We start from the raw sequence: 22,001 nt of genomic DNA, 5'->3' as shown, positions 1-22,001 counted from the left end.
GTGGCATTTGGTTGTTATGCGCAACCAATACCATCTTTTGGTTGTTGATGACAACCATTTACGTGAAAAAGGGCGAAAGACAGGCAGAAAAAAGGGCCCGGGAGAGGGCCCAAACATTGGAAACCCGCGCGGGGGCGCGGATCCCATCCTTGGTCAGGCAAGGCGCCGGCGAGGGTTAGACCAGTTCCGCCAGCATGGTGTCGGCATAGGGCACCAGGGCGTCGCCCTGTTTCACCTTGGCGAGGTAGTCCGGGTTGGCGATGAGGGGGCGACCGATGGCGACGAGGTCGAAGCGGTCCGCCTCGATGGCCTCGAGCGCGGTCTCGGCGCTGTAGTTGCCCACCCCCACCAGGTGGCCGTCGTAGCGGGCACGCAGGTAGTCGGAGGCGCGGCCGTCCAGGTAGTCGAAGGTGAGGCTGTCATCGAAGATACCCAGGTGCAGATAGGCCAGAGTACGCTGGTTCAGCTCGGCCAGCAGGTGGTCGAACACGGCGCGATCCCGGGCATCCCCCTCCAGGTGCACATAGGCGCCGGGGGAGAGACGAAGGCCGGTGCGATCCCCGCCAATGCGGGCGGCGATGGCATCCACCACCTCCAGCGCGAAGCGGCTCATGTTCTCGGGGCTGCCGCCGTAGTTGTCGGTGCGCAGGTTGCTGGCGTGGTGCAGGAACTGATCGATGAGGTAGCCGTTGGCACCGTGGATCTCCACCCCGTCAAAGCCCGCCTCGATGGCGTTGGCGGCGGCCTGGGCGTAATCCTCGACCAGCTGGGCGATTTCGCTCCCGGTCAGGGCGCGGGGTACCTGATAGACCAGCTCGCGCATGCGCGGCACCGTGCCCTCATGGGCGATGGCGGAGGGGGCCAGCACTTCGGCGTGGTGGAAGAAGGGGTGGGAGAGACGGCCCACGTGCCACAGCTGGGCGAAGATCTTGCCACCGTTGGCATGCACGGCGCTGGTCACTTTCTTCCAGCCGGCGATCTGTTCGGCGCTGTAGAGCCCCGGAGTATTGGGGTAGCCCTGCCCGTCCGGACGGATGATGGTGGCTTCGGAGATGATGAGGCCGATGTCGGCGCGGCGGCCGTAGTAGGCGGCCATCTGTTCGGTGGGCACCAGACCCGGGCCCGCCATGCAGCGGGTGAGGGGGGCCATCATGAAACGGTTCGCGAGGGTGAGGGTGTCGTTGAGGCGATAGGGCTGAAACAGGGTATTCATGATCGTCTGTCCTGAGGGAGTGATTCTTGAACGGGCATTCAAGACGTTTTTTGGTTTGTGTGCAAGTATTTTTTGAGCAAGCATTCAACATGGATTGACGGGGGAGGCTGGGGTAAACTTGCCGCCCTGTTTTTTCCGTCCCGCGGGACCTTGCCACCGGAGACCCCATGCGCAGCGCCGAATACGATCGGGATGCCGTCTTGCGAAACGCCATGGAAGCCTTTCGCGCCAAAGGCTATGCCAAGACCACCATGCAGGAGCTGGTGGCCGCAACCGGCCTGCACCCCGGCAGCCTCTATGCCGCCTTTGGCAACAAGCGCGGCCTGCTGCTGGCGGCGGTCGATCACTATGTGGCAGAGAAGGGGGCCCTGCGCCGCCGCTGCCTGGCACAGCCCAGCCCGCTGGCGGGGCTGCACGCCTTCCTCGAGCAGGTGGTGGACGATGCCCTGCAGGGCTCCTGCCTGCTGACCCGCACCCTGATGGAGCTGGCGGAGCAGGACGAGGAGCTGCACCTTCGCTTCAAGGCCATCTACGGCGAGCTGGAACAGGATCTGGCCGGGCAGCTGGCCCTGGCAAAGGCGCAGGGCGAGCTGGCAAAAGAGGGGGACATCCCCACCCTGACCGCCTTCTTGCAGGTCCATATCCAGGGACTGGTCACCTTCGCCCAGTGTCACCCCGACCGCCCTCTGCTGGCCGGTGTCGTCGCCCGGATGATGAGCGCCCTGCGGGCGTGATGGCGAAGATGTAAACAACAAAGGCTCCCGCGGGAGCCTTTGTTGTTGCTGGGGATGCCCCTCGCAGCAGGGATTTTGCCCCCTTCTCCCGCTCATTTACAAAAGAATGGGAGAAGAGTTGGGGATGAGGGGGAGGGCTCTGCTCAGCGCAATGAGAGCCAAATATGGGCCAGTACGGCCTCCATCCGACTCAACACATCGTTATTCCACACCCTGATCACCCGAAAGCCTTGCTGATTGAGGTAGGCCGTTCTTGCGCCATCATGTTGCCGCCCTGCCGGTTCGTTGTGCTGCGATCCATCGACCTCGATGATCAACCTCTGCTCAAGCGAGATGAAATCGACAATGTAGGGCCCGATGGGCATCTGGCGACGGAATTTCACCCCGGCCAGACGGCGGTCGCGCAATTGCAGCCACAGCTTCTGTTCGGCAAGGGTGGCTTCTCGCCTCATGCGCTTGGCAAACGGATGGGTTCTCATGGTGCCTATCCAGAGCTGTTTGACCCTATTAGATATAGCCATTCCCCGGTCTGGTGACTGAGTGGGTTGCTTCCCCTCACCCTGGCCCTCTCCCAGAGGGAGAGGGGACAGATCGAGTGACAGTTGTCATCTTGTTGGTCATCTCGGGGCCATCGTGAACTGATGAACTGATGAACTGATGAACTGATGAACTGATGAATCGACAGGTCGATGTGCTGGTGGGATGTATTCCGCCCTAGCAGACAGGTTGTTTGCGATGCTGCCAGTGGCGCAGATCCGCTCCCTTCTCCCCTTGCGGGAGAAGGGTTGGGGATGAGGGGGGGAGTCACACGCCGTCGGGTTATTCAGGAGTCACCAGCTCTTTCATCAGATGCTTGAGCCACACCTGGGCCGGCTGCTGCGCATGCTGCTTTGGTATGCCAGCCGCAGCCGCTTAGCCCGGACTCACCAGGTCCTTCATCAATGCCTTCAACCAGATCAAGGCCGGTTGCTGGGCGTGGACCGGGTGCCAGACGCAGTTGAGGTGATAGTCCGGCACGTCGTCGGGCAGGGGCAGGCTTTTCAGCGGCCAGTGGCTGGCGAGCAGCTCGGCCACCATGCTGGGCAGTACCAAGAGGTGGTCGCTCTGGCTCACGATGGCGGCGGCGGACATATAGCTCTGGCTGTTGACCGAGATGGTGCGGCTATGGCCCAGGCTCTGCAAATAGCGGTCGAGGCTCGCCTCCGAGGTGCCGAGCGGCGAGTGGAACACATGGGGCATCTCGATTAGCTGGTCGAGGGTGATGCGCTCCTCCTCCAGCTCCAGGGTGGCGCGCACCAGCCCGGCCAGGGGTTCGGTGAGCCAGGTCTCCTTGCCCAGATACCCCGGCACCTGCATGTACTCGTCAAACCCCAGCACCAGGTCGATTTCGCCGCTCGCCAGCTCGGCTTCGGGCAGGGTATCGCGCAGGATGCGGATCTCGATGGTGACGCCCGGCGCCAGTTTCCTGAGGCGCTGGATAAGGGGCGGGATCAGCACGCACTCCACGTAATCCGTGGTGCAGAGCACGAAGCGGCGCTTCGACTGACGCGGCGCGAACTCGTCCTCCTCCCAGAGTTGCTGCTCCAGCAGCCGCAGCGCCTGCTGCACCCCCAGATGCAGGCGCTGGGCCCGGGGAGTCGGCAACATCCCCTGGGGCGTGCGCACCAGCAGCGGGTCGCCGAGAAAGGCCCGCAACCGGCCGAGGGAGTGGCTCATGGCGGGCTGGCTGATAAAGAGCGATTCGGCGGCGCGGGTCACGCTCCCTTGCGTCATCAGGGCGTCAAAGGCGAGCAGCAGATTGAGGTCGAGCTGGTGCAGTTTCATGGGGGGATTATTCGCCGTGTTTATGGGACAATTAATCCTATTCATTTGATGGATGGGCGCGCAACTTCTTACACTGCGACCCACTCTTATTTTTTCAGGGTTCCCAAGCAAATCGGGGGCCTCAATCCATGCAAGGAGCCTTGCGATGAGCATCAAGACCATGAATTCCACGCCGGCCACCGACGGCTTCACCATGCCCGCCGAGTGGGCTCACCAGCAGGCCGTCTGGATGATCTGGCCGTTCCGCCCGGACAACTGGCGGGAAGCTGGTCGCTTCGCCCAGGCCACCTTCGCCAAGGTGGCGGATGCCATCGGTGGCGCGACGCCGGTCTTTATGGGGGTGCCGGCCCAGTTTATGGAGCAGGCCCGTGGCATCATGCCCGCCCACGTTACCCTGGTCGAGATGGCCAGCGATGACTGCTGGGCCCGCGACACAGGTCCTACCATCGTCACCAACGCCGCAGGCGAGTGCCGTGGGGTGGACTGGGGCTTCAACGCCTGGGGCGGTCACAAGGGGGGTCTCTACTACCCGTGGAACCAGGATGAAGAGGTCGCTGCCCGGATGCTGGAACAGCACGGTATGGATCGTTACGACGCGCCGCTCATTCTGGAAGGGGGCTCCATTCATGTGGATGGCGAAGGCACCTGCCTGACCACCGCCGAGTGCCTGCTCAACGAAAACCGCAACCCGCACCTGACCAAAGAGCAGATCGAAGCTCACCTGCGCGACTATCTGGGCGTCACCAGCTTTATCTGGCTGGACGAAGGGGTCTACATGGACGAAACCGACGGCCACATCGACAACATGTGCTGCTTCGTGCGTCCGGGTGAAGTGGCCCTGCACTGGACTGACGATGAGACAGATCCCCAGTACGCCCGCTCCCTGGCCGCCCTCAAGGTGCTGGAAGCGGCGGTCGACGCCAAGGGTCGCAAGCTGAAAGTGTGGAAGCTGCCCCAGCCGGGCCCGCTCTACTGCACAGAGGAGGAGTCTGCCGGCGTCGAGAGCGGCAGCGGTGTGCCGCGCGAGGCAGAAGGCCGTCTGGCCGGTTCCTACGTGAACTTCCTTATCACCAACGATCGCATTGTCTACCCGCTGCTGGATGCCGCCACCGACGGCGAAGCCCAGCGCATTCTGGAAGAGATCTTCCCGGAGCATAAGGTCGTCGGCGTACCGGCCCGGGAGATCCTGCTGGGGGGTGGCAATATCCACTGCATTACTCAGCAAATTCCTTCTGGCAAGTAAGAACCTGTTCCAAGCCAGCCGAGGTTGGTATTCAAAACCCCACTCAGTGGGGTTTTATCTCTTGATAATGTGATGGTCGCAGGCGCCGATGCGGCGATCATCATGACAAACAGTCACCCTTTTACAGGAGATCCCCATGATCGAAGTGACCGAGGTTTCCATTGCCGAGCTGCGCGATGCGCTCGAATCAGGCCGCACCACCGCGGTCGAACTGGTCGAGGCCTATCAGGCCCGGATCGCCGCCTATGACGGCCCCGAGACTGCCACCAAACTCAATGCCGTGGTGGTCGCCAATCCCGATGCGCTGAAAGAAGCCGAAGCTTCCGATGCCCGCCGCGCCCGTGGCGAGACCCTGAGCCCGCTCGACGGCATCCCCTACACCGCCAAAGACAGCTATCTGGTCAAGGGGCTGACCGCCGCCTCCGGCAGCCCGGCCTTCAAGGATCTGGTGGCCCAGCGCGATGCCTTTACCGTTGAGCGCCTGCGCGCCGCCGGTGCCATCTGCCTTGGCAAAACCAATATGCCCCCCATGGCCAATGGCGGCATGCAGCGCGGTGTCTATGGCCGTGCCGAGAGCCCCTACAACGCCGACTACCTGACCGCGCCCTTTGCCTCCGGCTCCTCCAACGGGGCCGGTACTGCCACCGCCGCGAGCTTCGCCGCCTTTGGTCTGGCGGAAGAGACCTGGTCGAGCGGCCGGGGCCCTGCCTCCAACAACGGCCTATGTGCCTACACTCCGTCCCGTGGCGTGATTTCGGTGCGTGGCAACTGGCCCCTGACCCCGACCATGGATGTGGTGGTGCCCTATGCCCGCACCATGGCCGATCTGCTGGAAGTGCTCGACGTAGTGGTCGCCGACGATGCCGACACCCGTGGCGATCTGTGGCGCCTGCAACCCTGGGTGCAGCTGCCCAAGGCTTCTGAAGTGCGTCCGGCTTCCTATCTGGATCTGGCTGCCAAGGCCGATGCCCTCAAGGGCAAGCGCCTCGGCGTGCCGCGCATGTTTATCAACAAGGATGAACTGGCCGGCACCAGCGACAACCCCGGTATCGGCGGCCCGACCGGTCAGCGTATTCATACCCGCGAGACCGTGATCGCCCTCTGGGAAGAGGCGCGCAAGGCGCTGGAAGCCGCGGGCGCCGAGGTCATCGAAGTGGATTTCCCGCTGGTATCCAACTGCGAAGGGGACAGACCCGGCGCGCCGACCGTGTTCAATCGCGGCATCGTGAGCCCGGAGTTTCTCAACGACGAGCTGTGGGAGCTCTCCGGCTGGGCGTTCGACGACTTCCTGCGTGCCAATGGCGATCCCAAGTTGAACAAGCTGGCGGATGTCGATGGGCCGAAGATCTTCCCCCATGATCCGGGCACCTTGCCGAACCGCGAGGGGGATCTGGCGGCGGGCATGGACGAGTACGTCAATATGGCCAAGCGCGGCCTCAAGCGCTTTAACGAGATTGCCTCTGTGCCGGACGGCCTGCGCGGTCTGGAGCAGACCCGCAAGCTGGATCTGGAGGACTGGATGGACGGGCTCAAGCTCGACGCCGTGCTGTTCCCCACCGTCGCCGACGTCGCCCCGGCCGATGCGGACATAAATCCGGCCTCCGCCGATATCGCCTGGAGCAACGGCATCTGGGTTGCCAACGGCAACCTCGCCATTCGCCACCTCGGCGTGCCGACCGTCACCGTCCCCATGGGGGTGATGGCCGATATCGGCATGCCGGTTGGCCTGACCTTCGCCGGTCGCGCCTATGACGACAACAACCTGCTGCGCGTCGCCTCGGCCTTCGAGTCCACCGGCAGCAAGCGTATGGTGCCGCCACGGACGCCGCCGTTGGGGTGATTGCTGTTGTGAGTTAAATTTCTTGGGATTTACCGGCAATAAGAAAAGCAAACCCATCCGTTATGCGGGTGGGTTTTCTTTCTTCTGATTAACTACTTCATCGATCATTACATGTGCAGCGGAACCAATCCAAAAGAATATTGATGTTGCAACAATGTAGAGAATGATTTGGATAGCCATAATATAAATTGAGTTGGCATTATTTAATAAAATGATAGCAATAAGAATTAAGCATGGGGAAACTCCCATGATAAAAAGTAGTGTAACTATCAAGACTATTTTAGGTGATGCAGAGCTTTTGTTAATTACGCCGGCGCTAACAATTTTTACTATTGCCTGACCAAATAAAATAGCTGATGCAAAGCTCCAGTCTGCGGCAGCAAAAAAATCACCCATGCTTGATTTGTATAATTTTACCATCCCAATAACAATAAATGGCAAAAGTATAAACAAATACTCAGAGAGTAATGTTATTCTTGCATTTGAATAGACGTTATTCTTCATAGTCAAAGTTCCCCTGCTTATAAAGACGCATTTCTACAGGGTTATGTACCTTGATAACTTCATACTTTGTCTCTATTGGTTTGTCATATTTGTCATAGAAAACAATGGTAACTAAGTCACATAACAAACCATCTCCAGGTGCCACTAATACTTTCCGATTATGAAATTCAGTTAACCATTCAGGAACGCGCATCTTAGCTGATATTTTTGTTTTTCCCTTAATGAAATCCCACATGGAATTGCCAATAAAGTCGGCTTTTTTAATAATCAGTGTTTCTTTTGTTATATTGCTTCGAGTTGAATCTACTATTAATAGGTCGATGTCATCTTTTGTAAGTTTAAACATCTTATTTAGCTTTACAGTGTGCTCATTTGCTAAAACATATATATTATCTTTGGCATTTAATTTTTCTGATGCATCACTGATGGAAGTATAAGCTTTTAACAATCTATATCTGTTAAGGTCGAAGACATTTGGAAACTCTTCCAGATTAAGTTCATCGGCCTTCCAATGAAGTTCATCTATAAGAGGGTCTAATTCATCTACATTTTTTATAGTATCTTTGTCTTTTATGAAGTCGATTAATCGTTCTGTGCAATAGTTCATGAAATCAATGAATTTACTTTGTTTTTCGTTTGGTATGTCACCATCTATGTTGATAGTGAGCCACGATTTTATGGACCCTTCATTAATATCAGATAGTAGGAGTAATGGTCTGATTTCTGTATCTACAGCTTGTAAGACACTTTCGTGAAACTCTTCAATGCTACTAATTAGCAGGCTCATCGAGTCAAAAACACGCTGAGGCTTTTCAGAGTTTTTTTGAAAGTCTATTTTTAGGCAAATGTTATTTTTGTATGGGTTTTCTGTTTGCATAAAGCTAATCCATTCAGCATTAGATATATAATTTAAGAGCCAGCCTTAGCATCTTAGTAATTAATCTGTCCAGTCTACCTAAGTAACTTCTGCACCTTCTAAGGAACAGTTAAATATTATTTCAATTGAAAAATTCAACTAATGATGGAATCAGGAAGTCTTGATATGACACCTAACTTTTCCAGAAACATTTGATGTCTGTACATTAACAATACTCCTGTATCGATATTCAAATGAGCGTTGTAGCCATAATGAGGTATTGTTGGGGTTAGGGCAAGAGGGCTGTCTGTTAGAATAGCGAGGCGTATTCGGACGATCGCGAAGAGGTGGTGGCCGAGAGTCCGCAGTTGTCCAAAGTTTCCTGTCGGTCTTGTCATGAGCCGGTGCGTGGCGGTATGCGGACGATTACGCTGCGCTAATCGTCCCTACACCAATGTGGTGATGGCATGGGTTTAGCCTTGAGAACTCTTTATTCCTCGCATTGCCCACCGCCATCTTTGTCGTGACTCGCTGCTGATTTTTCCGGACTTTCCCCTGACTTCCCCCAGACTTCACACAACCTCATTTTCCCCTCACAAATCCCCCGTATCTTCTGCCCACTGCTTAAAAGGCCCGGCTTGCCACAGGGGTGGCGAGGGGGCGATTGGTTCGAGGGAGCAAGATGATGAAAGGTTGGATGAAGTGCACATTGGCCGGAGCCGTGGTGCTGATGGCGAGTTTCTGGGGTGGCAGCGTGCGGGCGGCGGGGATGGCCCTTGAACGAGATGCTGCCGTGCCGGGGCAGCTAGTCGCCCAGGCTGCGGCGCTCCAGACGGACACTCATTTGCTGCCGCTGGGGGCTCTGCCATCGGTTGCTGCCGGACGTGGCACCTGAGGGAGTTGGTACCGGTCTTTTTAACCAGAGCGGGCCGGTGACGTCACGGCACAGTGCGCATCAACACAGGCCGGATTGGCTAGTGCGCGACATAGTGAGCCTCACGCCAGACCGGGCTGGCTACTGCGCCCGATATTGGGCATCCAGCCAGGCAAGGGCCTCTTGGGGGTCGTTGAATGCCTGGATGTGGCCCGGGTGGGTGAGGGAGAGGCAGGAGAGGGCGATGTGATGGAGCACCTTGGCCGAATAGAGGGAGGCGATGGCCACCAGGTTCTTCTGGGCGAGCCACCCATAAATATCCTGAAGATGGGGCAGGGCGGAGAGCACCACCCCCTGATGCTGACGATGGTCCACCAGGGCGCAGAAACGCTTACCGTCCAGGCTGTTCACCACGGACTTTATCTGTGCAATCCACGCCAGCATACCCTCTTCATTGAAAGGGCCGATCAGCTCGCAGGTGACCAGGTGTTCCTGCACATTGAAGATGAACTCACCGTGCTTTTTATCAAAGGACATACAACATTCTTATCCATGACCAGGGGCCGCAAGATGATATTGATTCATTCAACCTGCATCAATATCCGAATGAGGGTTTTGGTCATGGCGTCGTATTGCTGCGTTGACGCCGATGAGGGAAGGGGTCTGCCTCTGGTACCGAAGCGAACCATGGGTAGCGTCACTTCGGGCACAAGACCCCGTGAGGATAGCCGGCTCATGGAGAAAATGACCCGGGCAAGGCCGGCGCCGGGCCTGTGTCTGCTCGGCGAAGGAGACACCCCGGCATAGGTGGGTGTTTCACCGGGGTTCTTGATGGGACGCTTCGCCGGTTCAGCCGGCCAACGGCAGGTAGACATGCTGGTAGGCCAGGGCGATGGCGCTGTAGAGCAGCAGGGCGGCCATCAGCAGGTTGAAGTACCTGAACCAGCGAGGATGTTGAAGATGACGTCCGATGAGGCTGCCAGCCATCGAGTAGCTGCCGGGGGCGCCGGCGGCCAGCAGGCCGAGCAGCAGGGACCAGGGCAGCAGGCTCCAGCCGTGGATCTGGGCTGCCGGGAACTGGATGCTGGTGATGGGCAGGGTGGCGATCATGGCCTTGGGGTTGAGCAGCTGGATGATGAAGCCGCTGCGCACCCCCAGAGGGCGGGCAGGCGCCTCGCTGGCACCGAGCTCGCCGCTGTCGCTGGCGATCTTGATGGCGAGATAGGCGATATAGAGGCACCCCACCAGGCTGACATAGATCAGGGTATCTTCCCGCACCAGGCGGGTGCCCGCCCAGCCAAACAGCAGCAAGAGCACGAACATCGCCAAGCCGACCCCGAGGAAGAAGCCAAGGGAGGCGCGGGTGCGGCCGCCCAGGCCTGCATTGAGGCCGATGAGGTTGACGGGGCCTGGGGTATACATGATGCCGATGGCATAGGCGAGAAGCTCAATCATGGGGTGTTCCTTGGGCTCAGCGGATCAGGCTGGCGCTGTATTGGGTGGGGGTCATGCCATAGATGCGCTTGAAGCGACGGTTGAGGTGACTGAGATCAGTGAAACCGTAGCGGTACACCAGATCCTGCGCCGACTCTCCGGCGGCCAGGGCGCGCCGGGCGGCATTGATGCGGCAGTTGATCACGTATTGATGGGGGGTGATGCCAAGCTGCTGGCGAAACAGCCGCAGGAAGTGGTACTTGGAGATGTTGGCCGCCGCGCTGATGTCGGCCAGGGAGATATCCTGCTGGAAGTGGGCGTGGATAAAGTCCCTGGCCTGCAACAGGAGGCGATCGATGCGGCTCACCCGGCCATTGGGCTCAAAACGTCCCGCCTGCTGCATCACCCGGGTAGCGAGGCGATAGAGGGCAAACTCCTGCTCTATGCTGTCGGCCTGGCCGCGCACCGCCTGGGCCAGCTCGAGGATGCAGGCGCTCAGCGCCTCATCGCGCACCAGGGGCTGCAACAACCGGTAGGTCCCCATTGCCCGCTCGCCCGCGGCATCGGCAAACAGCGGGGTGAGTTCGTGGGGCGGAATGTAGAGCATGGTGTAGTCGAGGCTGGCGTTGTCACCGGCATGGCCGTCGTGGACATCCCCGGGATTGAACTGGATGACGCTGCCTGCCGGGCTGGAGTGGGCTCCGCCGTGGCAGAAGAAGTTCTGCCGCCCGGCCAGAGTGACCCCGAAGGAGTACTCCTCGTGGGCGTGACGGTCGTAGCGAAATTCCGTCATGTTGACACGCAGCGCAGTCAGGCTCGCCAGGTGCTGACTGTGTGCGAATATGAACTGGTTGTCCTGCGCCATCTTTCCCTCCTGTACCAGACTGCCCCCCTAATCTAGCCCCAAGGGTGTGCCTCTCGCTTGGACAATCTTGCTGTTTGCCGGCCCGCCTGCGCCCCGCACCGAGAAAAACGGCGCAGCCGATGGCTGGCTGCGCCGGTTGGCCCGTCAGCGAAAGCGAAACAGCTCCCGGTGCAGCGGGGTGGCCAGATGGGCATCCAGGGTGTGGGCCATGGGCTCGGGGCCGCAGAACCACACCGGGGTGTGCTGGCGCTCGCCCAGGGCGGCCAGATCCAGCCGGCCGCGCTCGGACTCCAGATGCAGCCGGTAGTCGATCCCGACCCGGCGGCACAGATCGGCCAGCCGACTGTGATAGGGGGCGGCCTCGGCGCTGGGAGCGCATTGCAGCAAGGTGGTGCCGGGGCGTTGTTCACCACGGCGCACCAGGGCCTCCAGCCAGGCGACGAAGGGGGTGATGCCGATACCGGCGCCCACCCAGAGCGCGGGGGCCGGATCCGGCAGGGCGAAGGCGCCATAGGGGCCGGTCACGATCACCGCATCCCCCACCTTGAGGTAGCTGTGCAGCCAGCGGGTGTGATCCCCGAGGGCGCGCACCGCCAGGGTGAGGGTGCGGCAGTCTGCCGAGACATCGACCAGGGTGTAGGGGTGGGGCTCGCCGCGCCCGGCAAAGTCGAAGAAGGCGAACTGCCCCGGGCGATAGCCGTGCAGGGGGGCTGTGAGGCCAACCCGGATCTCCAGGGTGCGCTCGTCCAGAGGGGTGAGGGTGCTGACCGCTCCCTGGCGGCGCGCGTCCCGGCCCACCCGGCCAAACAGGGAGTAGAGCGCCCCCAGAGCACCTAGCCCGCCACCGATAAGCAGGGTCAGGCCGACCGGGGTCAGGGCGCCGATGCGCGGCAGCAGGCAGAGCCCGTGCAGCCAGCCCATCAGATAGATGACCGGGGCCAGCCGGTGAACCACCTTGAAGCGCTCGTAGCGCACCACCGCCAGCAGGCTTACCACCACCAGCGCCAGCAGCAGATAGAAACTCCATTCCCCCAGGGTATTGCCGAAGCTGTGCCAGAGGGCATCGTTGCCAGCACCAGCACCAGCACCAGCACCAGCACCAGCACCAGCACCAGCACCAGCTCCGCGGCGCGCCGGCCGGGTCAGCCAGTCGGCGGCGACAGCCCACTTGGGGGCTTCCACCAGCAGCCAGTGGGCCACCAGGGTGCCGGTGGCCCAGAGGGCGCTGCTGCGGTGCAGGTGCAACATGCGATCCAGCCCGCCGCACCAGGCTTCGAGCCTGGGCAGGCGCAGGGCGAGCAGCAAAGAGAGGGTCATGGCGCCAAGGCCAATCAGACCGGTCAGGATCAGCAGTTCGTGGCGCCAGGGCCAGACGCTGGCGGGCCACTGGGTGAGGCCAGCGAGCCAGAGCAGGGTGAGGGTCAGGGGCAGGGCCCAGACGAGGGATGCGGGTTTCATGATGTCCTCCTTGTCCATGCCTTCATTGCACGCCTGCTTTGTGGCGAAAGTGTGCCCCCTGACTACCTCTTTTGTAGCAGAGTGTGGCAAAGGGTCGCCGGGTCAGGGCAAGCGGACTGAGCAGGGGGGCGCGGAGCAGAACAGGGGGGCAGGAAAGCGGTTGGCGTCACCCCACAGGCCTGGGTCTGGAGAGGGGTGATGCTGGGGCAGGCGCATGGCTGCCCCAGCAAACAGTCGTGTCAGGATTTTCGTCCCTTGCCGCCCTTGTTGCCCGCGAGGGCCTGCTTTCTGGCCTTCTGCTTCTGGGCGCCCTTGCTGGCGCGGCGCGGCTCGGGGTCGAAGCGGGTGAGATCCGGCTCAAAGCCCGGGAACCACTGCTGGGGCAGGCGGGTATCGAGCACGGCTTCGACTTTTTCCAGCAGGGGCGCATCTTCCGGGCTGAACAGGGTGATGGCGAGCCCCTTGTTGCCGGCGCGGCCGGTGCGCCCGATGCGGTGGACGTAATCCTCGGGCTGATGGGGGAACTCCAGATTGATCACATGGTTGAGCTCGCTGATATCGAGGCCGCGAGCCGCCACGTCGGTGGCCACCAGGGCCTGCAAGGTGCCGGCGCGAAACGCCAGCAGCACGTTTTCCCGCGCGCTCTGTGACAGATCCCCGTGGAAGGCGAGCGCATTGATGCCCCCCTTGCCAAGCTGCTGGGCCAGCTTGTCGGCCCCCTGGCGAGTGCGACTGAAGATCAGCGCCGGCGCCCAGCCCTTCACGGTCAGCATGTGCTCGACCAGCGCCACCTTGCGATCGCTGTCCACCGCATAGACCCGCTGCTCCACCTCGGCCGCCGTGGTGTTGCGCGCTGCCACTTCCACCAGCGCCGGGTCGCGCAGCAGTATCTTGCAGAGGGCAAACAGGTTGTCATCGCAGGTGGCCGAGAACAGCAGGGTCTGGCGATCCGCCGGGATTTGCTTCAACAGCGCCTGGATCTCGTCCATAAAGCCCATGTCGAGCATCCTGTCCGCCTCGTCAAACACCAGATGGCGCAGTTCGGCCAGCGTGAGCGCCCCCTGGCGCAGGTGATCGAGCAGGCGGCCCGGGGTGGCGATGAGGATATCCACCCCGGCGTTCAGCGCCTCCACCTGTGCGGCGATGCTCACCCCGCCGTAGACCAGCGTGCTGGTGAGAGTGGTGCCCCTGGCGTAGCGAGTGACGCTCTCGGCAACCTGCACCGCCAGCTCGCGGGTCGGCACCAGCACCAGGGCGCGGATGGGGCGGGGGGCATCGCTCGTCGGGTGTTGCAGCAACTGCTCCAGCAGCGGCAGCACGAAGGCGGCGGTCTTGCCGGTGCCGGTCTGGGCGCCCGCCATCAGATCCCGCCCCGCGAGGATCAGGGGGATGGCGCTGGCCTGCACCGGGGTGGGGGCGGCGTAGCCAAGCTCGGTCAGGGTTTGCTGCAAGCGGGGGGAGAGGGCCAGTTCGGCGAAAGAGGCAATGGACATAGGGCACCAGTATGGGGTTATCCCGCCCCGTGGCCGGGGCGGAAACAATCAGCGTGGCCGGGATGGTAACAGATAGCAGGGGAGCGGCAGAAGCCGGGCCGCTCAGGGGGCTGAATTGTCACCAGGATCGCGGACAAGGCGGATGGTTTGCCCCTGGTAATAGGCGATATTGCGCTTGCCGTGCTGCTTGACGTGATAGAGCAGGTCGTCGGCCAGTTGCACCGCCTCGGCCACCGTCAGGTAATCGCGAATGCGGGTTACTCCGGCGGAGAAGGTGATGGGGGCGGGCAGCTCGGGGATGCGCAATGGCCGCTCCAGCAGGCGGGCGGCGGAGTGATGCATCATTTTGTCATCGTCCATCCCCTTGAACAGCACGATGAACTCTTCCCCGCCCCAGCGAATGGCGACATCGCCCTTGCGGATATTGGTCTTGAGGTGATTGGCGAAGGCGACGAGCGCCAGGTCACCCACCCCGTGACCATGGGTGTCGTTGACGGACTTGAAGTTGTCGATGTCGAGGATCATCAGGTAGTCGTGCTCCCGCAGCAGCGCCTGATTGAGGATGTCACGGCGTGGCAGCCGGGTCAGGTGGTCGGTCTGGGCCAGGATGCGCAGACGGGTAACCAGGCTGCGCCCCGTCAGCATGATCAGCAGCAGGATGATGAGATAGAGCTTGAAGGCCGCCCCGTAGAGCACGGAGCGGATGAAATCGCCGTAACTGTATGACCACTTGAGGTAGAGATCATTGCCTGCCTGAGTGCGCATCAGCGGCGTGCTCAGGCAGAGGTGGAACGGGCGGCAGGGCTCGACCTCTTCGAAGGAGAGGACGGTCCGGGTCGGATTGAGGCTCTCGAAGGGGTGCAGCACATCCTTGAACGCCCGGTCGACGGCGATGTCGATGCCCTTGAGTCCATAGCGGTAGTCCTTGATGGCGGGCTCGTAATAGACGAAGGGGAAGTAGAGGGTGATGGTATTCAGTCCGGTGAAGGTGTCGGTGTAGATCTCGGATACCCAGGCTTCATCCGTGCTGCAGGGGACATGGGTGGAGGCGAAGGAGGCGCAACCGAAAAAGTGGGTCCAGGGCTCGATGTCATTGAGGTCGGTGTTGACCGGGAGCAGCTGGCTCGGCAGCATCCCCTTGTTGGCGACCATGCCAAGCAGGCGGCGATCGTCATAGAAGGCGTAGAGGTTGAGGACCTCGGGGTTGGAGATGACGTACAGGTAGCCGAGGAGCATCTGGTTGGCCGGGGGCAACACGGGAATGACCGCCAGGCGCTTCAGGGTGGGGAGATCATAGCCATAGGCATAGGCCGCCGCATCCCCGTTCTCGCTGAAGATGGGCATCTTGATGCTGCTGTTGTCGATGAAGTCAGCCAGTTTCTCTGGCGCCAGGATGCGGGCCCGCTGATAGAACACCTCGAACAGGTTGGCTTGCTTGGCGGTAATGAGCGCCATGTCGTGCCTGATGACGAAGTAGGTGTAGTTGGCTACCAGCCCGAGCCCTGTCAGAGCCAGACATAGCCAGCCAAACCGGTAGAGCCATTGACGGGGGATGATACGCAACAGTGATCCAGCCATGCAGTGAACTCGTCCATGGTGACAGAGGGCATTCTTGTAACTGATTTTGCCGGGCATCACCAGATGAAGTTGGTGGGTCGTCACCCGGCATGCGCAAGAATGAGCCAACAATATCAAAAAGATAGACGATGAGGCGTCATGCGATGTCAGGCAGGGGAAAGGGGGGGCGACTGAAACAAGAGGGCATGGCGCCCTCTTGTGTGGACTGTGACGGGCGCCTTAGCGAGCCTGGTATTTCGGCGAGCGGGGGCCATGGAGGATGCCGTTGGGCATGTCGGCACTGAGCAGCCTGAGGCTGGTGATACCGGCGATTTCATGACCCTTGTCGGTAAGGGTGTTGGCAATCTGATTGACCACCGCCACCACCAGCATGCCGATGAGGTCGCCCCCCGAATTGCCCTGCTGCTCGGCACTGCTGGCGCTGGCACTGCCTTCCCACAGCAGCTTGCCGGTGCGCAGATCCACCAGGCGGGCACTGGCGGTGACCACTGTCTCGCTGGAGATGACCAGATAGCTGGTGCCGTACTCCTTGATGTCGAGGTAGAGGGCGGTATCGGCTCCGTAGATCTCGTGGAGCTTCTTGATGGGCAGCGCCTGGATGTCGGCGGGCTCGGTCACGCCGTTCTGCCGGAACGTCTCGTTGGTGACCGCTACCGGCAGCACGTAATAGCCGGACTCGGCGAGCGGATAGGTGATCTGGGATTGCAGGCTGGGGCCCGCCTTGATGTCCGGCGAGTGATTCACCGGCGGCAGCACCAGAATAGAGGTCGGTCTGCTCTCCTTGAAGTTGCTGTAGTCGTAGCCGGGGCCCTGTGCGCAGCCGCCCAGGAGGAGGGCACCCAGCGTGAGGGCAAGGAGGGGGCGCAGAGTCATTGGGTCTCTCCCTTCTTGTTGGACATCAGGAAGTTCATGAAGGGGGCCGATTCGGGGAAGAGGCGCTTCTCGGTTTCGAACTGCTCGCGAGTCTGGGCATCCTTGCCGAGCTGGGCGTACAGCATGCCGAGGTGAGCGTGAAAGCCCGGTGGCACAGCCTGCCCCTTGGCGCTCGCTTCTTGCTGGTTTTTCTCCAGCGCATCTATCTGCGCTTCGACCCCGGTGTCGTCACCCTGCATGTGCTGGTAAACCACCCCCTGATATTGATCCCAGTTGTAGAGCGTCTGCGGCCCCTGGGCGCAGGCGCTCAGCAGCAGGCCGCTGACCAGCAGCAGGGAAGGACGGAACAGCGTCATCTCGTCTCTCCTCATTGGGCCGGGCGCCAGGCACCGGTCTCGATGCCGTTCACCAGATTGTTGACGGCCTCGCGGATGGCGAGATCCAGCACCTTGCCGTTCAGGGTGGAGTCGTAGCTGGCGGTGCCGCCGAAGCCGACGATCTCGCGGTTGGAGAGTTCGTACTCCCCGGCACCCTGGGAAGAGAAGACCACTTCCGAGGTGGTGACGTTGACGATGTTCAGGTTGACCTTGGCATAGGCGATCTGTGACTTGCCGCGACCCAGGATGCCAAACAGCTGATGATCACCGACTTCCTTGCGACCAAACTCGGTGACGTCGCCGGTGACCACGTAGTCGGCGCCCTTGAGTTGCTGAGCCTGTTGCTTGATCCCGGCTTCGGCCTGGATCTCCGCCATGTTGTCGCGATCCAGCACGCTGAAGCGGCCGGTCTGCTGCAGGTGGGTGATCAGCACGGTTTTCGCCTGGTTGCCCAGCCGGTCCACGCCGTCGGAGAAGATGCCACGCATGTAGCTGGAACGGTTGTCGAACTTGCCGACGGCGATGGGGCTGCGTGCGCCCTGATAGTGGCTCTGATAGGAGGCAACCTTGGGTACCTCCAGGGTGCGCGACGACTCGCTCGCACAGGCTGTCAGCAAGCCCGCCATCAGGATGACACTGGATGAAACAACAAACTTCTTCATGTAAGGCCCCGTTATCAAAGGAAAAAACAGCGGCGGACTCTAACATGGTTCGTTGCGAAGAAAGTGCCCCGTATGGGGGGCATACCCGCTCAATCCCTGTGCGTTTGACAGGGGGTGGCGGAGGGCTGGGTCTGTTGCAGGGGCTGGAACACCTCCTCCAGGGCTGCAACCAGGGCGCGCATGCGGCCCGTCTTCTGCACATCCGGGTGCAGCACCATCCAGATGTCGATGGGATCGTGCTGGTCAGGCAGCAGGCGCACCAGGGCGGGATCCTCCTCGGCGAGGAAGGTGGAGAGCAGGGCGATGCCGAGTCCCTGCCGGGCGGCGGCCATCAGCACCAGCTGGGCATTGCTCTGCAGGACCACGTTGGGTTCGTGGAGCGGTTCGCCGCACAGACTCAGCCAGTGACGGGCCACCAGCTCTTTGGGAAAGAGCAGCAGGTCGTGCTCTTGCAGTGCCTGACCCGAACGGGGCGTGCCCCGTCTGGCCAGGTAGTCGGGAGAGGCGTAGAGCCCCATCTTGATGGTGGCGAGCCGTTTGACCACGAGATCTCCCTGCTCGGGGCGCACGCTGCGAATGGCGAGATCCGCCTCCTGATTGGGGATGTCGCTCACGCTGACGGCGGTCAGCAACTTGAGGCGGATACCGGGGTGGCGCTGGCGCAGCAGGGTGAACGCGGGCAGCACGAAGCCCTGGGCCAGGGTATCCGTGGTGGCGATGCAAAGCTCCCCTTCCAGCTCCCCCAGGCTCGCGGTGCGCATCATGGCCAGGGCCGCCTGCGCCATGGCCTCAGCCTGGGGCAGCAGCGCTTCCCCCAGGGGGCTGGGGCGATAGTGTCTGGGGGTGCGGATAAACAGCTTGGCCCCCAGCTGCTGCTCGAGCAGGGTGATCCGCCGCCCGACGGTGGCCTGATCCACCCCGAGCTCGAGTCCGGCCTGCCGCAGGCTGCCCCGCCGTGCCAGGGCCAGGAAGAAGCGGGCATCGTCCCAGTTGATCATGCTTGCTCCTCACTCAAGCAGAACGCCCGATTGGCGCCGCAATATTAGATGCCAGCGGGGATGGCAGCACAAGGGGATAGACCGGGTCCGGTGCGTGCCTGCGGCTCCCCGGCCAAGGGCGCGCGCCACCCCGACGTGATGCAGGATTGAGTCGGCGTGATGCAGAACTGCCGCAGTCCGGGGTGGGCGGGATCGCTATGATGTCGCTCCCGATTGCGGTTTCATTTGTCTGCCACTGGAGTGTCCATGTCTGTCTCAAGCGTTCCGGCTTGCGAGCCAGGTCAGGTTGTCCATCCTCGTCTGCGCTGGTTTCTCTCCCTCGCCCTGATGTCGGCCCTGCTCAACAGCAGCGTGCCTACCCCGCTCTATCCCCATTACCAGGCGGCGCTGGCTCTGAGCGATCTCGGCCTCAGCCTCATCTATGGCGGCTATGCGGGGGGCGTGCTCATCGCCTTGTTCGGGGTGGGCAACCTGGCAGGACGCGTGGCGGATCTGCGCACCCTGATCCTGCCTGCCCTGGTGGCGGTCGGGGGCGGGGCCCTGCTCTTCTCCCTGGCCGACAGCTTCTGGGCCCTTTTGCTGGCGCGGCTGCTGGCCGGGATTGGCACGGGCAGCCTGACCGGTGCCGCCAATGTGGCGCTGCTGCGTTTTGGCCCCAGGGATGGGGGCAAGCGGGCGGCGCTGAGCGCCACATTGTCTTTCACCGCCGGACTGGCCCTTGGCCCCGTGTTCAGCGGGCTGGCGCTGCAGCAGGATCTCTACCCGACCACGCTGCCGTTTCTGCTGATCCTGGGGATGGCGGGCTGCGCCATCGGGGGGCTGGTGTTGAGCTGGCCCAAAGGGGCGAGGGCGACGGAGGCCGCCCCGAGCGGGCAGGGTGGCGGATCCCTGGGAGAGGGGCTCAGGGCCACGGGGGCCGGGTTCTTTCTTTGCGCCCTGGCGCTCTTCACCGCCTGGGCGGTGGCGGCCAGCTTGCTGGCCATGGGTCCCAAGGTGGTGAGCGAGATGCTGGGCATGACGGATCTGGGGCTGTTCGGCTATCTTGTCGCGGCCTATCTGGTCTTCTCCGGGCTTTGCCAGCTCTGGGCCCGTCGCCTCGATGCCCGCCATACCCTGCAAAGCGGCGTGCTGGCCCTGGCGCTGTGCGTGCTGCTCTTTGCCGGGGCCGTTCACGGCCTGCCCAGCTGGCTGGCGGGACTCGGGCTGCTGGTGGCGGGCTATGCCCAGGGGGCCGTGTTCGTGGGCAGTGCGACCCTGATCAATCGCATCGCGCCCCCGGCCAGCCACGCGCGGCTGCTCTCCCTCTTCTATGTGATCGCCTATGTGGCGAACTGGGTACCCGTGTTGCTGGGCTGGGTGAGCGACGGGGCCGGTCTTGGCGTCGCGCTGGATCTGCTCTTCGTCGGCAGCACCCTGACAAGCCTGGGGCTGGCCTGGGCGGTGTCTCGGCGGCGCTTCGAACCCGCTGTGTGACAAGGCATCACCCATCGACCAGGACGACGCTCCCGGCATCCAGGTGGTGCATCCACTCCCGCAGGATCAGCAGGGCGGCGGCGATGCGCCTCTCCCTCGGCAACTGGGCCGATGCCAGGGGATCCCCCTCCACCATGGCGGCAAGCTGGCCGAACAACCGCTCTATGTTTTCCCGGCTCTGCACCCGGTTGCCGAGCACCTCGGCCAGGGGCTCCGGGCTTTGCAGGTGCAGCACGGGGTGGGGAGGGATCCGTGCCGCGAGGGGCATCAGCACATCCTCCACCACCATGATGGCCTGCTCAAGCTCCAGGGGCGTCGGCGGATCCCGGCGAAAGGGTCCCGGGGTCAGGGCATCGAGCCCCAGTGTCAATGCAAATGTCTGGCTGGTGCCATCGGCCGCGGTGAGCACGACCTGGCTTCGGGTATTGCCCAGGCTCAGCAAAATGGTGTCGTGATGCTCTCTGGTCATCTGATGTGCTCCCGGCGTTGGATGCCCCATGGATACACCCGCACGGGGCGGATTGGCGAGTCATTTCGCCCCCCATTCGGGCATCAGGGGTTGCAAAGATCGCCATGAGTGGCAATCTGGACGTCCAAACGTCTTTAAAGGAGCCCTGACATGGATATTCGTATCGTCCCCCGCGCCCTCGTGCTCGCCCTTTCTCTGGTGGGGGCGAGTGCCCTTGCCAACGAGGCCCTGGTGTTCCAGACCGACTTCGGTCTCAAGGATGGCGCCGTCTCGGCCATGAAGGGGGTCGCCTTCGGGGTGGACCGCACCCTGCCGCTCCATGACCTGACCCACGAGATCCCGGCCTACAACATCTGGGAAGCCTCCTACCGCCTCTATCAGACCCTGCAATACTGGCCCGCGGGCACCGTCTTCGTCAGCGTGGTGGACCCCGGTGTCGGCACCGAACGAAAGTCGGTGGTACTCAAGACCAGGAGCGGCCACTACATCGTCAGCCCGGACAACGGCACCCTGACCCTGGTGGCGGAGCACTTCGGCATCGAGGCGGTGCGCCAGATAGACGAGAAAACCAACCGCCTCAAGGGCTCCGAGAAGTCCTACACCTTCCACGGCCGCGACGTCTACGCCTACACCGGCGCGCGCCTCGCCTCCGGTGCCATCAGCTTCGAGCAGGTGGGGCCTCTGCTGCCCGCCGAGGTGGTGACCATCCCCTATCAGCCCGCGGTGGCCGAGCAAGACGGTACCCTCAAGGGCACCATTCCGATCCTGGACGTGCAGTACGGCAACGTCTGGACCAATATCGACGACAGCCTGCTGACCAAGGCGGGTATCCACAAGGGGGACAACGCCTGCATCAGGATCAGCGAAGGGGATGCGCTGAAATACGAGGGCAAGGCCCCCTACGTCAGCAGCTTTGGCGATGTGCCGGAGGGCCAGCCCCTGGTCTACCTCAACAGCCTGTTGCAGGTGTCGGTGGCGCTGAACATGGACAGCTTCGCCGCCAAACATCAGGTGCAATCCGGCGCCAACTGGCATATCAGTCTGAAGAAGTGCAACTAGACGTTGCCATCGGGCGCTATCCGGTACAAACGGGCATAGCAGTCTGAAGACGTGCGGCTAGATAGAGGGGAGAGCTTCTGTCGGCGATGTGTCTCTTGGGGCGGTGGGACTGGTGTCCACCGCCCCTTGTCGTTGGCGGTGGCGTCTTGCCGGGCCAGCCGGTTATCTCATCAT

22 protein-coding genes are annotated in these 22,001 nt (G+C 61.8%); 6 read left to right on the top strand and 16 right to left on the bottom strand.

Features of this window, described 5'->3' with window-relative positions; translation table 11 throughout:
* Positions 1 to 175: 175 nt before the first annotated feature.
* Positions 176 to 1,213: an alkene reductase gene (locus ACB037_RS16330; protein ID WP_323953084.1), complete on the bottom strand. Its 1,038-nt coding sequence runs from the start codon at positions 1,211 to 1,213 to the stop codon at positions 176 to 178.
* A 167-nt stretch (positions 1,214 to 1,380) separates the two neighbouring features.
* Between ACB037_RS16330 and ACB037_RS16325 the strand changes: the two genes are divergently transcribed.
* Positions 1,381 to 1,947 carry a TetR/AcrR family transcriptional regulator gene (locus ACB037_RS16325; protein ID WP_010672924.1) on the top strand — a complete coding sequence of 189 codons (567 nt, stop codon included), beginning with the start codon at positions 1,381 to 1,383 and terminating at the stop codon, positions 1,945 to 1,947.
* Between the two features lie 143 nt (positions 1,948 to 2,090).
* On the opposite strand, the gene ACB037_RS16320 is transcribed toward ACB037_RS16325, so the two are convergent.
* Together ACB037_RS16320 and ACB037_RS16315 are read right to left on the bottom strand one after the other, a co-directional pair.
* Positions 2,091 to 2,426: an endonuclease domain-containing protein gene (locus ACB037_RS16320; RefSeq protein WP_104455301.1), complete on the bottom strand. Its 336-nt coding sequence runs from the start codon at positions 2,424 to 2,426 to the stop codon at positions 2,091 to 2,093.
* A gap of 433 nt (positions 2,427 to 2,859) precedes the next feature.
* Complete coding sequence (locus ACB037_RS16315) at positions 2,860 to 3,771, bottom strand: LysR family transcriptional regulator (RefSeq protein WP_325784835.1); 912 nt, start codon at positions 3,769 to 3,771, stop codon at positions 2,860 to 2,862.
* A 145-nt stretch (positions 3,772 to 3,916) separates the two neighbouring features.
* Between ACB037_RS16315 and aguA the strand changes: the two genes are divergently transcribed.
* Together aguA and ACB037_RS16305 are read left to right on the top strand one after the other, a co-directional pair.
* Entirely contained in the window at positions 3,917 to 5,014 is a 1,098-nt protein-coding gene (gene aguA, locus ACB037_RS16310) for an agmatine deiminase (protein ID WP_371175600.1), read from the top strand.
* 136 nt (positions 5,015 to 5,150) lie between these two features.
* Positions 5,151 to 6,854 (top strand): amidase, encoded by a 1,704-nt coding sequence (locus ACB037_RS16305; RefSeq protein WP_371175599.1) that lies wholly within the window; start codon positions 5,151 to 5,153, stop codon positions 6,852 to 6,854.
* 60 nt (positions 6,855 to 6,914) lie between these two features.
* Here the strand turns inward: ACB037_RS16305 and ACB037_RS16300 are convergent, their stop codons facing one another.
* Both ACB037_RS16300 and ACB037_RS16295 read right to left on the bottom strand, forming a co-directional pair.
* Positions 6,915 to 7,358 carry a hypothetical protein gene (locus ACB037_RS16300; RefSeq protein WP_202044828.1) on the bottom strand — a complete coding sequence of 148 codons (444 nt, stop codon included), beginning with the start codon at positions 7,356 to 7,358 and terminating at the stop codon, positions 6,915 to 6,917.
* Entirely contained in the window at positions 7,348 to 8,235 is an 888-nt protein-coding gene (locus tag ACB037_RS16295) for a hypothetical protein (RefSeq protein WP_202044829.1), read from the bottom strand. Before ACB037_RS16295 ends, ACB037_RS16300 begins: the two co-directional genes overlap by 11 nt.
* 661 nt (positions 8,236 to 8,896) lie before the next feature.
* Between ACB037_RS16295 and ACB037_RS16290 the strand changes: the two genes are divergently transcribed.
* Positions 8,897 to 9,109 (top strand): hypothetical protein, encoded by a 213-nt coding sequence (locus ACB037_RS16290; protein WP_371175598.1) that lies wholly within the window; start codon positions 8,897 to 8,899, stop codon positions 9,107 to 9,109.
* 120 nt (positions 9,110 to 9,229) lie between these two features.
* On the opposite strand, the gene ACB037_RS16285 is transcribed toward ACB037_RS16290, so the two are convergent.
* The 10 genes from ACB037_RS16285 to ACB037_RS16240 form a co-directional block, all read right to left on the bottom strand.
* Entirely contained in the window at positions 9,230 to 9,625 is a 396-nt protein-coding gene (locus tag ACB037_RS16285; protein WP_216944680.1) for a hypothetical protein, read from the bottom strand.
* A 312-nt stretch (positions 9,626 to 9,937) separates the two neighbouring features.
* Positions 9,938 to 10,543, bottom strand: a complete 606-nt coding sequence (locus ACB037_RS16280; RefSeq protein WP_288212997.1) for a LysE family translocator — start codon at positions 10,541 to 10,543, stop codon at positions 9,938 to 9,940.
* A 16-nt stretch (positions 10,544 to 10,559) separates the two neighbouring features.
* A complete protein-coding gene (locus ACB037_RS16275) occupies positions 10,560 to 11,387 on the bottom strand; it encodes an AraC family transcriptional regulator (RefSeq protein ID WP_010672934.1) in 828 nt (275 codons plus the stop codon).
* 144 nt (positions 11,388 to 11,531) lie between these two features.
* Complete coding sequence (locus ACB037_RS16270; protein WP_371175597.1) at positions 11,532 to 12,863, bottom strand: ferric reductase-like transmembrane domain-containing protein; 1,332 nt, start codon at positions 12,861 to 12,863, stop codon at positions 11,532 to 11,534.
* Between the two features lie 221 nt (positions 12,864 to 13,084).
* A complete protein-coding gene (locus tag ACB037_RS16265; RefSeq protein ID WP_371175596.1) occupies positions 13,085 to 14,338 on the bottom strand; it encodes a DEAD/DEAH box helicase in 1,254 nt (417 codons plus the stop codon).
* Positions 14,339 to 14,440: 102 nt separating this feature from the next.
* On the bottom strand, positions 14,441 to 15,916 hold the full coding sequence (locus ACB037_RS16260; RefSeq protein ID WP_371175595.1) for a GGDEF domain-containing protein: 1,476 nt from the start codon (positions 15,914 to 15,916) through the stop codon (positions 14,441 to 14,443).
* 219 nt (positions 15,917 to 16,135) lie between these two features.
* On the bottom strand, positions 16,136 to 16,789 hold the full coding sequence (locus ACB037_RS16255; RefSeq protein WP_371175594.1) for a DUF799 domain-containing protein: 654 nt from the start codon (positions 16,787 to 16,789) through the stop codon (positions 16,136 to 16,138).
* Complete coding sequence (locus ACB037_RS16250) at positions 16,786 to 17,145, bottom strand: DUF4810 domain-containing protein (RefSeq protein WP_010672939.1); 360 nt, start codon at positions 17,143 to 17,145, stop codon at positions 16,786 to 16,788. The genes ACB037_RS16255 and ACB037_RS16250 overlap by 4 nt, the downstream gene beginning before the upstream one ends.
* Before the next feature lie 11 nt (positions 17,146 to 17,156).
* Positions 17,157 to 17,828 carry a CsgG/HfaB family protein gene (locus ACB037_RS16245; protein ID WP_029313711.1) on the bottom strand — a complete coding sequence of 224 codons (672 nt, stop codon included), beginning with the start codon at positions 17,826 to 17,828 and terminating at the stop codon, positions 17,157 to 17,159.
* A gap of 89 nt (positions 17,829 to 17,917) precedes the next feature.
* Complete coding sequence (locus tag ACB037_RS16240) at positions 17,918 to 18,826, bottom strand: LysR family transcriptional regulator (protein WP_201889153.1); 909 nt, start codon at positions 18,824 to 18,826, stop codon at positions 17,918 to 17,920.
* Positions 18,827 to 19,072: 246 nt separating this feature from the next.
* On the opposite strand from ACB037_RS16240, the gene ACB037_RS16235 reads away from it, so the two are divergent.
* Positions 19,073 to 20,299 (top strand): MFS transporter, encoded by a 1,227-nt coding sequence (locus ACB037_RS16235; RefSeq protein ID WP_371175593.1) that lies wholly within the window; start codon positions 19,073 to 19,075, stop codon positions 20,297 to 20,299.
* A gap of 7 nt (positions 20,300 to 20,306) precedes the next feature.
* Here ACB037_RS16235 and ACB037_RS16230 read toward each other — a convergent pair whose 3' ends face one another.
* On the bottom strand, positions 20,307 to 20,768 hold the full coding sequence (locus tag ACB037_RS16230; protein ID WP_371175592.1) for a hypothetical protein: 462 nt from the start codon (positions 20,766 to 20,768) through the stop codon (positions 20,307 to 20,309).
* A 150-nt stretch (positions 20,769 to 20,918) separates the two neighbouring features.
* Here ACB037_RS16230 and ACB037_RS16225 point away from each other — a divergent pair, with 150 nt between their 5' ends.
* Positions 20,919 to 21,827 (top strand): S-adenosyl-l-methionine hydroxide adenosyltransferase family protein, encoded by a 909-nt coding sequence (locus tag ACB037_RS16225; RefSeq protein WP_042015034.1) that lies wholly within the window; start codon positions 20,919 to 20,921, stop codon positions 21,825 to 21,827.
* The last annotated feature ends 174 nt before the right edge of the window (positions 21,828 to 22,001 follow it).

The sequence above is a fragment of the Aeromonas sp. S19(2024) genome (assembly GCF_041402625.1).
Taxonomy (GTDB): Bacteria; Pseudomonadota; Gammaproteobacteria; order Enterobacterales; family Aeromonadaceae; genus Aeromonas; species Aeromonas caviae.
The sequence above is the reverse complement of the archived record's forward strand: the minus strand, read 5'-3'. Positions and strand labels throughout refer to the sequence as shown.

What these genes read in the sequence shown, in the direction of transcription:
- ACB037_RS16255 (WP_371175594.1), bottom strand. Translation starts at nt 16,789, where the DNA reads ATGACTCTGCGCCCCCTCCTTGCCCTCACGCTGGGTGCCCTCCTCCTG.
- ACB037_RS16275 (WP_010672934.1), bottom strand. Translation starts at nt 11,387, where the DNA reads ATGGCGCAGGACAACCAGTTCATATTCGCACACAGTCAGCACCTGGCG.
- ACB037_RS16305 (WP_371175599.1), top strand. Translation starts at nt 5,151, where the DNA reads ATGATCGAAGTGACCGAGGTTTCCATTGCCGAGCTGCGCGATGCGCTC.
- ACB037_RS16270 (WP_371175597.1), bottom strand. Translation starts at nt 12,863, where the DNA reads ATGGACAAGGAGGACATCATGAAACCCGCATCCCTCGTCTGGGCCCTG.
- ACB037_RS16250 (WP_010672939.1), bottom strand. Translation starts at nt 17,145, where the DNA reads ATGACGCTGTTCCGTCCTTCCCTGCTGCTGGTCAGCGGCCTGCTGCTG.
- ACB037_RS16280 (WP_288212997.1), bottom strand. Translation starts at nt 10,543, where the DNA reads ATGATTGAGCTTCTCGCCTATGCCATCGGCATCATGTATACCCCAGGC.
- ACB037_RS16240 (WP_201889153.1), bottom strand. Translation starts at nt 18,826, where the DNA reads ATGATCAACTGGGACGATGCCCGCTTCTTCCTGGCCCTGGCACGGCGG.
- ACB037_RS16330 (WP_323953084.1), bottom strand. Translation starts at nt 1,213, where the DNA reads ATGAATACCCTGTTTCAGCCCTATCGCCTCAACGACACCCTCACCCTC.
- ACB037_RS16290 (WP_371175598.1), top strand. Translation starts at nt 8,897, where the DNA reads ATGATGAAAGGTTGGATGAAGTGCACATTGGCCGGAGCCGTGGTGCTG.
- ACB037_RS16285 (WP_216944680.1), bottom strand. Translation starts at nt 9,625, where the DNA reads ATGTCCTTTGATAAAAAGCACGGTGAGTTCATCTTCAATGTGCAGGAA.
- ACB037_RS16320 (WP_104455301.1), bottom strand. Translation starts at nt 2,426, where the DNA reads ATGAGAACCCATCCGTTTGCCAAGCGCATGAGGCGAGAAGCCACCCTT.
- ACB037_RS16225 (WP_042015034.1), top strand. Translation starts at nt 20,919, where the DNA reads ATGGATATTCGTATCGTCCCCCGCGCCCTCGTGCTCGCCCTTTCTCTG.
- aguA (WP_371175600.1), top strand. Translation starts at nt 3,917, where the DNA reads ATGAGCATCAAGACCATGAATTCCACGCCGGCCACCGACGGCTTCACC.
- ACB037_RS16300 (WP_202044828.1), bottom strand. Translation starts at nt 7,358, where the DNA reads ATGAAGAATAACGTCTATTCAAATGCAAGAATAACATTACTCTCTGAG.
- ACB037_RS16325 (WP_010672924.1), top strand. Translation starts at nt 1,381, where the DNA reads ATGCGCAGCGCCGAATACGATCGGGATGCCGTCTTGCGAAACGCCATG.
- ACB037_RS16265 (WP_371175596.1), bottom strand. Translation starts at nt 14,338, where the DNA reads ATGTCCATTGCCTCTTTCGCCGAACTGGCCCTCTCCCCCCGCTTGCAG.
- ACB037_RS16295 (WP_202044829.1), bottom strand. Translation starts at nt 8,235, where the DNA reads ATGCAAACAGAAAACCCATACAAAAATAACATTTGCCTAAAAATAGAC.
- ACB037_RS16260 (WP_371175595.1), bottom strand. Translation starts at nt 15,916, where the DNA reads ATGGCTGGATCACTGTTGCGTATCATCCCCCGTCAATGGCTCTACCGG.
- ACB037_RS16245 (WP_029313711.1), bottom strand. Translation starts at nt 17,828, where the DNA reads ATGAAGAAGTTTGTTGTTTCATCCAGTGTCATCCTGATGGCGGGCTTG.
- ACB037_RS16230 (WP_371175592.1), bottom strand. Translation starts at nt 20,768, where the DNA reads ATGACCAGAGAGCATCACGACACCATTTTGCTGAGCCTGGGCAATACC.
- ACB037_RS16315 (WP_325784835.1), bottom strand. Translation starts at nt 3,771, where the DNA reads ATGAAACTGCACCAGCTCGACCTCAATCTGCTGCTCGCCTTTGACGCC.
- ACB037_RS16235 (WP_371175593.1), top strand. Translation starts at nt 19,073, where the DNA reads ATGTCTGTCTCAAGCGTTCCGGCTTGCGAGCCAGGTCAGGTTGTCCAT.